The following is an 11906-nucleotide window of genomic DNA, read 5'->3' on the forward strand; positions in this document are numbered from 1 at the left end:
TTCTATTCGCTGAGTCTGCTGCCTGAGTTCTGGCAAGGGGTCTCCAAGCTCAATCCGATTGTGTATATGGTCAATGCGTTCCGATATGGTTTCCTCGGGGTGTCGGATGTCGGTATCGGGACATCTTTTGCGGTACTCGGGGTGTTCATTGCCGCGCTGTATGGGTTCGTTTATTACCTGATCTCGCGCGGGATCGGTTTGCGCTCATAGCAATACGCTGATGATTGAAACAAAGCCCAGTTTTCACACTGGGCTTTTTTGTGTGTTTGCTCTAACAAAAAGGCCCGGCATCATTGATGCCGGGCCTTGTACATATCTTGCTTTGGGAATTATTCAGAAGCTTGTTGCGGTGCAGCCAGGTCAACCACCTGGTTGTCGATCAGGCGTGCCTTGCCCAGGATGGCTGACATCAGGATCACTGCCTGCTGGGTCTCTTCGCCGATCAACTGGAGGCTGATAGCATCGCGGATATAGATTTCGTCCGGTTGCAGGCCGGCAGCACGCAGCTGGTCGCTTGCGTCGACAACGATTTCGGCATAGTCGGTACGTCCGCCACGCATCTGGCTGCTGATCCAACGCATGGTACGTGCCAGTACAGGTGCGCGCTGGCGCTCGTCGACAGTGAGGTAACCGTTGCGCGAGCTCATGGCCAGGCCGTCCATTTCACGAACAGTTGGAACACCGATGATTTCGATATCCATGGCCATGTCGATAACCATCTGGCGGATAAGCGCTAGCTGCTGGTAGTCTTTCTCACCAAAGCATGCGACGTCCGGTTGGACAATGTTAAACAGCTTGGTAACTACGGTAGAAACGCCACGGAAGTGGTTAGGGCGCAATGCTCCCTCAAGCATTGTCGATAGCTCAGGTACATCGACAAACGTCTGGCGATCCAGGCCTTTCGGGTACATGATATCCGGCGTCGGCGTAAAGACCATATCGACGGCTTCGCCATTTAGCTTGGCGAGATCATCTTCCAGCGTGCGCGGGTAGTTGGCCAGATCATCGGCTTTGTCGAATTGCATCGGGTTGACAAAGATGCTGACAACAACCACATCAGCGTGCTCACGGGCTTTGCGAACCAGCGTAAGGTGACCTTCATGCAGATTGCCCATGGTTGGAACAAAAGCGATACGGCGGCCTTCTCGGCGCCATACTCGAACTTGTTCGCGAATCGGAGCGATCTCAGCGAATGTTTGCATTTTTATTCCTTACTCAAAGGTATGTTCTGGGCCCGGGAAAACACCGGCCTCGACATCTTCTAGGTATTTGGTGACTGCCGCGCGCATCTCGCCGGTTTCAGCCAGGTAGTTCTTTGAGAAACGTGGCATGTAGTTGGCTGAGATCCCGAACATATCGTGCATGACCAGGATCTGGCCGTCGGTGACATTACCGGCACCGATACCAATAACCGGTACCTCGACGGCTTTGGTTATGCGCTCGGCAAGGCTGGCTGGTACACACTCGAGTAAAATGATCTGGGCACCAGCGTTTTTCAACAGGATAGCATCTTTCACCATCTGCTCAGCGTGGTCAGAGTCACGTCCCTGAACTTTATAGCCTCCAAAAATATTGACTGACTGAGGGGTTAGCCCCAGGTGAGCACAAACCGGCACGGCACGCTCGGTTAGCTTGGAGACAGTCTCGGCCAGCCAGGCTCCGCCTTCCAGTTTGACCATATTGGCACCGGCTCGCATCAGCTCGGCAGCGCTTTCACAGGCCTGCTCAGGAGTGCCGTAGCTCATAAATGGCATATCAGCCATTAGCAGCGCATTCGGGCTGCCAGCGCGGACACAACGCGTGTGGTAGGCAATATCCTGAACACTGACCGGCAGGGTATCGGGTTTGCCCTGAAGGACCATACCCAGCGAGTCGCCAACTAGCAGGACCGGGACTTCCTGTTGCTCAAACAGCTGAGCAAAGCTTGCATCATAGGCTGTGACAGACGCAAATTTACGACCTTCCTGCTTCCACTTCATCAGGTCGTTGATAGTAATCTTTTTCATAATTTTATCTCCCTAAAACAATGCCTTATGATTGCCAGATGGCGAGGCCATTGCGATCTACCTGACGAAGCAGCGTCTGGAGGGCTGTCTGATCAGGCAGGATTAAATCAGGGGCAATTTCTGCCAGCGGATAAAGTACAAACTCACGTACCTTCATCCCGTAGTGTGGAACGGTCAGCCGTTCACAGTCATGTACCAGATCACCGTACAGGATAATGTCGAGATCCAGTGTTCTCGGTCCCCAGCGCTCAGCCTTGCGAACCCGGCCATGCTCAAGTTCGATTGCCTGAGTGCGATCCAGCAGGTCAAGCGGGGACAGGGTGGTATCAATTGCCACCACCGCATTGATGTAGTCGGGCTGATCCTGAGGTCCCATCGGGGTACTGCTGTAAAGTGATGATTCTGCAACCACCTGGATTTCAGGAACCTCTTTGAGGGCAGCAATGGCTTTTTTCGCCTGGGCGACAGGGTCACCCAGGTTACTGCCAATCGCGATATAGGCTCGGATCATGACGATGACTTCACTTGCGGTTTTTTACGACGCTGCGGACGACGACGGCGAGGACGACGCTGGCCGCTCTCGTCGTTGATTTTCTGTACCATCTTACTGCGTCGGTTGCGGTCGGCAGACTGGAACTCATTCCACCAGCCAGCCAGTTCGGCAATGTCGGCACTCTCGAAGTTGCCGCGCATTTCAAGAAAATCGTATGCAGCCCTGAATTTAGGATGTTCCAGCATCTTGAAGGCACGTTTGCCGCTGCGGCGGCTAAAGCGCATCTGCTGCTGCCAGATATCGCGAACTGTGGTGGTAAAGCGGCGCGGGATTGCAATCGACTTAACTTGTTCGTCGAGGATATCGTTCGAGGCAACCATAAAGGCATCATAGTACGACAGGCCGCTGGTAATCGAAATTTCCTCGGCCCGGGTCACCATCGGGTACCACAGCATCGCTGCATACATAAAGGCCGGATTGACACGTTTCTCTTCGACGATACGTTTATCGGTCGCAGCGAGAATGTGCTCAATCATTAATTCGGTCTGGCTGCTGTGATCCTCTGTAAAGTGCTCAGACAGCAGCGGGAACAGTTGCTGGAACAGGTTATACTCGCGGAGCAGCTTGTAGGTTGCTAGTCCGTTGCCCGACTGGAGTAGCTTTAGGCTTTCCTCAAACAGGCGGGCAGGCGGAATGTCCTGCAACAAGGTGGCAAGTCCGTGAATGGGTTCGGCTGTCTTGCTTTCGATTGTCATATCGAGCTTGGCAGCAAAACGGACTGCACGCAGCATGCGGACCGGATCTTCGCGGTAGCGGGTTTCCGGATCGCCGATCAGGCGAATAATGCGGTTCTCCAGATCGTGGACACCGTTGGCATAGTCGCTGACGGTAAAGTCCTTGATGCTGTAGTAAAGGGCATTGATCGTGAAGTCGCGGCGTTCGGCGTCTTCATCGATAGTGCCGTAGACATTGTCGCGCAGCAGCATACCTTCCTGGTTTTGCGAGGCGATTTGCTGTTTGTTCTGGACGCTTGGCTTGGCATCGGCATGGTGGCCACGGAAAGTTGCCACTTCGATAACATCGCGGCCAAACAGAATATGTGCCAGACGGAAGCGACGGCCGATTAGTCGACAGTTGCGAAAGAGCTTCTTGATCTCTTCCGGTGTGGCGTTTGTTGCGATATCAAAATCTTTCGGCTGCTTGTTTAGTAACAGATCGCGGACGCCGCCACCGACAAGGTAGGCGTCAAAACCGGCCTTATTGAGACGATACAGTACCTTCAGCGCATTTTCGCTGATATCTTTACGTGAAATACCGTGCTCTTGGCGTTGAAAAATTTGCAAGGTTAGGTCCTCGGTAACGAGAGTACTACTGTCGCGATTCAATACCTTACGGCAAAAGCTGGCTACTCGATTAAAGATAATACACCTCATAAACGTGGATCGGGTTCAACAAACAGCCGCATATCATATATCACGGCGGGCCATTTTAGAATCCTAGTGTGATAGCTGTGGTTTGCGGCAGCCTGTCAACCTGCCAGTGCATGCAGCCCCAGCGGAGGATATCTTCCAGGCTGGAGGCAGCTAAATCAGCAGGCGGCTGCATGCCGAGAAACATCATTGCCCTAATTAAAGCAGGCTTCGGGTTGGCCTTGTCGATTGCCGGGGCATGGTTCTGCTTCGATAGTTTGTTGCCGTTGTCGGTGACAGCCAGCGGTAGGTGCAGATAGCTGACTTCCGGCTTTCCTAACTGGCGATACAGGCCGATTTGTCTGCCCGTTGGCTCAATCAGATCTGCGCCGCGAACGACCTCGGTGACGCCTTGTTCGATGTCATCCAGAACGACGGCGAGGTTGTAGGCATACAGTCCGTCACGGCGGTGGATAATGAAATCCTCCCGGGCCAGGGACTGCGGGATCTCAATGTGGCCGTGCAGCACATCATTAAAATAGGTAACAGGTGTATTAACTTTAAGTCGAACGGCGCTGTTATTGGCGCTGCAGTTCAGTTCGCGGCAGGTTCCGGGATAAAATCCACCGGCAAGTTTGATTTGTTTACGGGTACATTGGCAATAGTAGGCTTCTCGACTGTGGAGCCAGGTATCAATCTGGGCCTGGTAGGCTTCATGGCGTTGGCTCTGATACATGATGCTGCCATCCCAGGTTAGTCCGTAGGCTTCCAGCGTATGTAAGATATCGTCCGCGGCACCGGGCATTTCCCGGGGCGGATCGAGATCTTCCATGCGTACCAGCCAGGTGCCCTGCTGGGATCTGGCCTGCAGGTAGCTGCCGAGGGCTGCGACAAGGGAGCCGAAGTGCAAGGGGCCTGACGGAGAGGGCGCAAAGCGGCCGATATAATGGCTTTTTGTACTCATAAACAAATCATAAAAAATGAAAGAGGGAGCTGCTGCTCCCCCTTAAAACAGTTGATGTATAATACCGAAGTATTAGCCTGCCATCTGCTTTTCTTTGATTTCTGCAAGCGTTTTACAGTCGATACATAGTTCGGCTGTAGGGCGGGCTTCAAGGCGGCGGATGCCGATCTCGATACCGCAAGAGTCACAGAAGCCAAAGTCATCGTCTTCGATGCGCTGAAGCGTTTTTTCAATCTTCTTGATCAGCTTACGTTCGCGGTCACGGTTACGAAGCTCCAGGCTGAATTCTTCTTCCTGTGCAGCACGATCAACAGGATCAGGGAAGTTTGCTGCTTCATCCTGCATGTGGTTAACGGTGCGATCAACTTCTTCGCGAAGCTGGTTACGCCAAGCATCAAGAATTTTACGGAAGTGCTCTAGCTGAGCTTCACCCATGTATTCTTCGCCGGCTTTTTCCTGATATGGCTCTACCCCAGCAATAGCCAGGATGCCTAGCGATTTTTTAACGTTGCTCTCTGGCATATAGCATCTCCTAATATACCTAATAACCGTCACTGGTTAATTTTGGGCGGTATCTATAGCAGAAAGGGGTATGTGTGGCAATTGCTGCATATATTCAATTTTATACCAATGTGAAGAAAGCATCATTTTTCACAATTGTTGATGAAATTTTATACAGTTGTTTAAATAGAGTTCATCCTGATTCAATACCGCTTTGTAACAGATGATCTCAACGCCAGCCCGTTCTGCCTGTTGAATTAATTTATGATAGTCCGGGTCTATATGGTGTGCCGCGGATACATTTTCAATCCCTGAATGTAAAATAGCGAAAAAAAGTACGGCTCTGTCTCCGTTCTTAGCTACCTCCATCAGCTCCCGCAGGTGTTTTTGGCCCCGAGAGGTGACTGCGTCGGGGAAAAAGCCTTGTCCATCCTCCAGCAGGGTAACGCTCTTTACTTCAATATAGCACGGTGGTTTGTCACCGGCAGTCAGCAATATATCTATCCTGCTGTTTTCACAACCATACTTTACTTCAGTACGGAGTGATGAATAGCCTTGTAATTCTGTGATGACATTCTTGTTTATTGCCTCTTCGACCAGGCGGTTGGCCCGAGCCGTATTGACGCAAATCCAGTCTCCGTCAAGGGTGTGAGTAAGCTCCCAGCTGTTGGGGTATTTGCGCTTCGGATTATCTGATGTGGAGTACCACACCGTACTTCCTGGCTCGGCACAGCCGGTCATCGCACCGGTATTGGCACAGTGAATGGTACGCACTTCGCCATCGGGAAATTCGATGTCTGCGAGGAAGCGTTTATAGCGTCTGATTAATGTAGCAGCCTGTAACGGTGGGTCAAATTTCATTCAAGATCCTGGTTGTCCTGTTGGGTTGGGGTCAGCGGCCACTGCCGCAGGCACCGGTAGCGTACGCCTGAGCCTCGGGCTGTATTGACCTGTTCTGAAATATACAATCCAAAGTGCTGAAAATGAAAGCTGAAATCCACATTTTCTGGCATCGGATCAGGTCGCTGCCGGACCTGTTTTTTGAGAGTGATGTGCGGCTTGTAGCTGCGTTCTTCCTGTTCTAGTCCGGCTTGTAAAGCCGCTTCTTTCAAATCGGAGGCCAGCTGCGCCAGCGGGGCCGGGATGGTATTGCCCCCTAGCCATATCATTCGGTTTCGCTTGCGGTACTTCAGCACGGAGGCATGGAAGGCAAACGAAGGAACGGCGATTGCGCTGGTTAAATCCATGAGGTGTGCTTTCTGTTGTTCGTCAACAAGCCCGAGAAAGGCCAGGGTCAGGTGGAGGTTGCGATCCGGTACCCGACGGCCTTCGCCGGGCAAGGCTTGGGCCAGTTGGCAAAGTTGATGGAAGACGGGCTGGTTGGCCGGGGTGTCCAGTGCCAGGGCAAAGAAAAGACGTTCTTGCTTATTCGCATTCATCGAATGTCGTCCCATAAAAAATGATTTTCATCCTAGTGAGATCGCAGGATAAGGAGATGGCGGATAATTGTTCAGTTTGCCAAATGACTTTCTTGTACAATAGCTTTCAGCATAGTTTGAATATGACACAAGGTTTTCACATTGTCACAGCTGCCTATCGATACCGTTTTATCTCCGTTGCTTGATCAGCTCACGTCTTGCTCTCAGCTTATTTTGAAGGCTCCGCCCGGGGCGGGTAAGTCGACCCGGTTACCTTTGGCTATCTTGCAGCAGGGCGGGATTGAGGGGCGGATCGTTATGCTGGAGCCGCGTCGTCTGGCGGCACGCAATATTGCCAGTTATCTGGCTTCGCAGCTGGGGGAAAGTGTCGGACAGACCGTCGGTCTTAGGGTGCGGGGCGAGACCCGGGTCAGCGCGGCCACCCGGCTGGAGATTGTGACTGAAGGTGTGATGACCCGAATGCAGCTGCAGGATCCCGAGCTTGAGGGGATCGGGCTGCTGATTTTTGATGAATTCCACGAGCGAAGTATCCATGCCGATACGTCACTAGCGCTGGCACTGGAGGTGCAGGAGGCCTTACGTGACGATCTCAAGTTGCTGGTGATGTCAGCGACGCTTGATGCCGAGGCGCTTACTTCCTTGCTTCCCGATGCTGCATATATAGAATCCGAAGGGCGCTGCTTTACGGTGGAGCACCGATACAAAACGGTCACAGATAGCCAGCAGGTTGTCGACAGCGCCGCGCGGGAAGTGGTTCAGCTGCTCAATGGTGAGCAAGGCTCTATCTTGGTCTTTTTACCGGGTGCCGGCGAGATCAAGCGCCTGGCAACATTGCTTGAAGAGAAAATGGGGAGTGAGGTCGAGATTTGTCCGCTTTACGGACAGCTGACGACAGCCCAGCAACAGCAGGCGATCACCCCGGCCCCGAAAGGCAAGCGCAAGGTGGTGCTGGCGACCAATATCGCCGAGACCAGTTTGACTATCGAAGGGATCCGTATCGTTGTTGACAGCGGACTGGAACGGATCGCGCAGTGGGATCCCAAGACCGGGATCAGCCGGCTGGAGCTAGTCCGTATTGCCCGCTCGTCTGCCGAACAGCGCGCCGGTCGTGCCGGACGTCTTGAGCCGGGGATCTGCCTGCGACTTTATAGTGAAGAGCTGCTGGTCAGGCAACCTGCTACGCCGCAGCCCGAGATCCTGCGGGCCGACCTGACCACGCTGGCGATGGAGCTGGCCCAGTGGGGCTGTATGGAGGCCGGGGAACTGCGTTGGCTGGATATTCCTCCTGCTCAGGCTCTACGTCAGTCTCGCGCGTTGTTACAAAGCCTGGGGGCGTTGGATGCAGATAACAAGCTCACTACCAGGGGAAAGCAAATACAGCAACTGGGCGCCGATCCCCGTCATGCCGCAATATTGCTGATGGCCAAGAGTCAGAGCATGTCGGCGATGGCGACAGCGGCCATGCTGGTGGCACTGTTAGAAGAGCCTCCGCGTGGCATGAACAATCCGGATCTGCATTTTCAGCTCAATCTGCTGGAAGGTGGCAAGCTCCCACGAAGCCGACAATATATGCAGCGTGCCAAGCATCATCTGGGTAAATTGGCAAAGACAGTGCCTGCTAGTTTAAAAACAGATGCCGAGTGGATCGCTCCCTTGATGGCAGCGGGGTTCCCAGACCGTATTGCCCTGTCGCGAGGAAGGGACGGGCGTTATCAGCTGGCTAATGGCCAGGGAGCGATGTTGCTACCGGATGAGCCGATGGCGAATGAAGCTATGCTGGTGGTTGCCGATGTCGTCAAGACCCGGCAGGGCGACAGCCGTATCTTCTCGGCTATCGCAGCAGATGCAGACCTGCTGCAACAGTTACTTCCACAGCTGTTTGATGAGCGTGAATGGCTGGATTGGGATGACAAGAAAGGACGTTTGAGTGCCGAGAAGCACTTGTGCTGTGGCCAGCTGATCCTGAAGCGTAGTGCGATGGCAGAGCCGGATCCGGCCAAGGCCAGCGAAGCCCTGCTCAATGCGATAGTGCGCAAGGGGTTGGATGTACTGCCGTGGAATAAACGTGCGGAGAGTTTGCTTGTTCGGGCCCGCTGTGCTGCAGAGTGGCTGCCGGAGCTGAATCTGCCGGCCATGGACGAGGAGAGCTTGCTTGCTGATGCCGAGCAGTGGCTGTTGCCGTTTATGAATGGTATAAAAACGCTTAAAGCGATTGATAAGATTGACCTAGTGGCGGCATTGGAAGCCCGTCTTGGCTGGGAGCAGGCGAAAGCATTGGACTCGATACTGCCCACGCATTACCAGGTGCCGACAGGATCGCGCTATCCAATCCGTTATCAACTGGGCCATAAACCGGTACTGGCAGTGCGAATGCAGGAGATGTTCGGAGAAAAAACATCCCCGCAGATTGCCAACGGGAAGGTTGCGGTGGTGTTGGAGCTGCTCTCCCCGGCGCAGCGACCATTGCAGATCACCCAGGATTTGGCCGCTTTCTGGCAAGGCTCCTACCGGGATGTACAGAAAGAGATGAAAGGGCGCTATCCCAAGCATGTGTGGCCAGATGATCCGGCAAACCATGCACCAACAAAGAAAACCAAGAAGTATATGTAATTGCATTGTCAGCTGCCGCGAACTGCGTGATGGCCGACAGAAGCCTTTTGATCCCTGTGTTCAGACAATAGCCATACAGGGATTGGATTTCGGGAATGATGAACAGCATGAAGATCAAGTTGCCAGTTCGCCTTGCAGCGCCAGCCCCAAAGAAGCCGGGAGGCAAAAAGCCTGTGGCGAAGAAACCTGCCGAGAAGAAAACCGGTACCCGGCGCAAGACATCGACCAAAGCGCCCGCCAAAAAAAGCCCGGCCAAACCTCGCCGTAGCCGGAAAAAGACCACCAAGAAGCAATCCCGGTTACCGCGCTGGTTGAGATGGCTGATAGGGTTCGGTGTTAAAGTTGCCATTGCGGTGGTGGCTGTGCTGCTGGTTGTCGGGATCTACCTGGATAATGTGGTGCGGGATAAGTTTGATGGCCAGTTGTGGAATCTGCCGGCTGTTGTATACGGGCGGGTGCTGACGTTGCAACCTGATCAGGCCATGACCCTGCAGGAAGTTCGTAGGGAGCTTGATCTCTTGCAGTACCACAAAGTCAAAACGCCGCAGCGGATCGGTGAGTATTCATCATCGTCTACTCGTATTGAGCTTATCCGCCGGCCTTTTGAGTTCGAGGACGGCCACGAGGGCAAGCGGCATGTGATGCTGACTTTTTCCGACGGAACCTTGAGTCGGATCCACGAAGTTGGCAGCAAGCGTCAACTGGGCTACTTGCGTATTGAGCCAAAAATGCTGGGAATGCTGGGGGCAAATGAAGGCGAGCAGCGAATCTTCCTGCCGCGAGAGCGCTTCCCCGAGGTGCTGGTTGATGCTTTATTGGTGACCGAAGACCGTGATTTTTATCATCACGACGGTGTTTCCCCGTTGGCAATTGTACGTGCGCTTTTCGTGAACCTGAAAGCCGGAAGGACAGTACAGGGGGGAAGTACCCTGACACAGCAGCTGGCAAAAAATATTTTCCTTTCCCGCGAGCGTACTTTGCTGCGGAAACTGAGTGAGGCCTATATCGCCCTGATCATCGACTATCGTTACAGTAAAGATCGGGTCCTCGAAGCCTACCTCAATGAAATTTATCTTGGTCAAAACGGGGGCAAAGAGGTACACGGTTTTGCCCTGGGAGCGCGACTGTACTTTGGCCGACCGCTGCAGGAGCTGCGTATCGATCAGCAGGCGTTGTTGGTCGGGCTGGCAAAGGGCCCGTCTTATTACAACCCGTGGCGCAATCCTGAGCGTGCCCGCCAGCGCAGGGATTTGATCCTGAGGCTGATGATGGACAATGGCATTTTGGACGGTGAACAATACGAGCAGGCCGCATCCCGTCCGCTGGATGTGCAGAACCGTCCGATGATTGCCAGTCGCCAGCCGGCGTATTTCCAACAGTTGCAGCGAGAGCTGAAGCAGAAAGTTGGTGATAACTTTACCCCGGGCGTGGGCCTGAGAGTGTTCAGTACCCTGGATCCGCTATCACAGCAAGAAGCCGAAAAAGCGGTGATGGCGATGGTGCCGAAATTAAACAAGAAGGCCGGTGTAAAAGTCGAGACGGCCATCGTTGCTGTTGATCGCCGAAGCGGAGAAGTTCGTGCGATGGTTGGGGGTAGCCGTCCGGGCTATGCCGGATTCAATAGGGCGCTGGAAGGAAGCCGTCAGATAGGCTCGCTGGTTAAACCTGCCGTGTATCTGGCAGCCCTTCGTAAACCAGGGCAATACTCCCTGGCGACCACGATTGATGATAAGCCTATCATGCTGAAGGGAAGCCGGGGAACGGCCTGGAAGCCGCGAAACTATGACCGTAAGTTCCGGGGCGAGGTGCCGTTGTATTATGCGCTGGCAAAATCGCTGAATGTACCGACTGTGAATCTGGGGTTGAAAGTCGGCCTCGACCCGGTGATTGATACCATGGTGCAGCTTGGTGTCGACCGTAATGAGATCCCTAAATTGCCGTCGATTTTGCTCGGTGCCTTTACCCTGACGCCGTTTGAGGTCACCCAGATGTACCAGACGGTGACAAGCGGTGGACGTAAGGCGGAGCTAACCGCACTGCGTGCCGTCGTTGACCAGCAGGGCAGCATGCTTTACCAGAACTACCCCAAAGCAGCCCAGGTGGTACCGGAGCAGGCGGCATGGCTGACTACCTACGGGATGAAAAATGTGGTTAGCCAGGGAACTGCGCGCTTTCTGCAGCCGACATTCGGCTGGGCGGCACTGGCAGGGAAAACCGGTACAACCGATAAGACCCGGGATAGTTGGTATGTCGGAGCCGATGGCCGTGAAGTGGTAACTGTTTGGATCGGGAGAGACGATAACAAGCCCGTCAACCTGACTGGTTCGGCCGGGGCCCTGCGCCTGTATAGCGACTATCTCAATCGTCGTCAGCCGGAACCTTTGCGTCTGACCTGGCCCAAGAAGCTGACCACGATGAAATATAACCGCTTGTCCAATGGTACTCTGAGCCAGGACTGTAGCGGTCAGCAGTCCCTGCCTGTGT

Annotated in this window: 10 protein-coding genes and 1 pseudogene; 3 read left to right on the forward strand and 8 right to left on the reverse strand. The window is 53.8% G+C overall.

Annotation, left to right across the window (positions count from 1 at the left end):
* Nucleotides 1-210 (forward strand): annotated as a pseudogene (locus tag MHN01_RS06335) (ABC transporter permease); the annotation flags it as partial.
* 119 nt (nucleotides 211-329) lie between these two features.
* Here MHN01_RS06335 and panC read toward each other — a convergent pair.
* The 8 genes from panC to thpR all read right to left on the reverse strand — a co-directional run bounded on the left by panC (nucleotide 330) and on the right by thpR (nucleotide 6812).
* Nucleotides 330-1202, reverse strand: a complete 873-nt coding sequence (gene panC, locus MHN01_RS06340; protein WP_239410546.1) for a pantoate--beta-alanine ligase — start codon at nucleotides 1200-1202, stop codon at nucleotides 330-332.
* Nucleotides 1203-1211: 9 nt separating this feature from the next.
* Nucleotides 1212-2006, reverse strand: a complete 795-nt coding sequence (gene panB / locus MHN01_RS06345) for a 3-methyl-2-oxobutanoate hydroxymethyltransferase (protein WP_239410547.1) — start codon at nucleotides 2004-2006, stop codon at nucleotides 1212-1214.
* A 25-nt stretch (nucleotides 2007-2031) separates the two neighbouring features.
* Nucleotides 2032-2517 carry a 2-amino-4-hydroxy-6-hydroxymethyldihydropteridine diphosphokinase gene (folK, locus tag MHN01_RS06350; protein WP_239410548.1) on the reverse strand — a complete coding sequence of 162 codons (486 nt, stop codon included), beginning with the start codon at nucleotides 2515-2517 and terminating at the stop codon, nucleotides 2032-2034.
* Nucleotides 2514-3884, reverse strand: a complete 1371-nt coding sequence (pcnB, locus tag MHN01_RS06355) for a polynucleotide adenylyltransferase PcnB (protein WP_239410554.1) — start codon at nucleotides 3882-3884, stop codon at nucleotides 2514-2516. The genes folK and pcnB overlap by 4 nt, the downstream gene beginning before the upstream one ends.
* Nucleotides 3885-3987: 103 nt before the next feature.
* Nucleotides 3988-4872 carry a tRNA glutamyl-Q(34) synthetase GluQRS gene (gluQRS, locus tag MHN01_RS06360; RefSeq protein ID WP_239410549.1) on the reverse strand — a complete coding sequence of 295 codons (885 nt, stop codon included), beginning with the start codon at nucleotides 4870-4872 and terminating at the stop codon, nucleotides 3988-3990.
* A gap of 72 nt (nucleotides 4873-4944) precedes the next feature.
* Complete coding sequence (dksA, locus tag MHN01_RS06365; protein WP_075762320.1) at nucleotides 4945-5394, reverse strand: RNA polymerase-binding protein DksA; 450 nt, start codon at nucleotides 5392-5394, stop codon at nucleotides 4945-4947.
* Nucleotides 5395-5523: 129 nt separating this feature from the next.
* Nucleotides 5524-6234: a DNA/RNA nuclease SfsA gene (gene sfsA, locus MHN01_RS06370; protein WP_239410550.1), complete on the reverse strand. Its 711-nt coding sequence runs from the start codon at nucleotides 6232-6234 to the stop codon at nucleotides 5524-5526.
* Nucleotides 6231-6812 (reverse strand): RNA 2',3'-cyclic phosphodiesterase, encoded by a 582-nt coding sequence (gene thpR / locus MHN01_RS06375; RefSeq protein WP_239410551.1) that lies wholly within the window; start codon nucleotides 6810-6812, stop codon nucleotides 6231-6233. Before thpR ends, sfsA begins: the two co-directional genes overlap by 4 nt.
* A 141-nt stretch (nucleotides 6813-6953) precedes the next feature.
* Between thpR and hrpB the strand changes: the two genes are divergently transcribed.
* Both hrpB and mrcB read left to right on the forward strand, forming a co-directional pair.
* Complete coding sequence (hrpB, locus tag MHN01_RS06380) at nucleotides 6954-9422, forward strand: ATP-dependent helicase HrpB (protein WP_239410552.1); 2469 nt, start codon at nucleotides 6954-6956, stop codon at nucleotides 9420-9422.
* Nucleotides 9423-9520: 98 nt separating this feature from the next.
* The coding region (gene mrcB, locus MHN01_RS06385) for a penicillin-binding protein 1B (protein WP_370646442.1) at nucleotides 9521-11906 on the forward strand (2386 nt) is incomplete at its 3' end.

Source organism: Photobacterium sp. OFAV2-7 (assembly GCF_022347985.1).
Taxonomy (GTDB): Bacteria; Pseudomonadota; Gammaproteobacteria; order Enterobacterales; family Vibrionaceae; genus Photobacterium.

Bases quoted from the DNA above. Each gene is read 5' to 3' on its own strand.
- folK (WP_239410548.1), bottom strand. From the start codon at position 2,517: ATGATCCGAGCCTATATCGCGATTGGCAGTAACCTGGGTGACCCTGTC.
- panB (WP_239410547.1), bottom strand. From the start codon at position 2,006: ATGAAAAAGATTACTATCAACGACCTGATGAAGTGGAAGCAGGAAGGT.
- sfsA (WP_239410550.1), bottom strand. From the start codon at position 6,234: ATGAAATTTGACCCACCGTTACAGGCTGCTACATTAATCAGACGCTAT.
- dksA (WP_075762320.1), bottom strand. From the start codon at position 5,394: ATGCCAGAGAGCAACGTTAAAAAATCGCTAGGCATCCTGGCTATTGCT.
- thpR (WP_239410551.1), bottom strand. From the start codon at position 6,812: ATGAATGCGAATAAGCAAGAACGTCTTTTCTTTGCCCTGGCACTGGAC.
- gluQRS (WP_239410549.1), bottom strand. From the start codon at position 4,872: ATGAGTACAAAAAGCCATTATATCGGCCGCTTTGCGCCCTCTCCGTCA.
- panC (WP_239410546.1), bottom strand. From the start codon at position 1,202: ATGCAAACATTCGCTGAGATCGCTCCGATTCGCGAACAAGTTCGAGTA.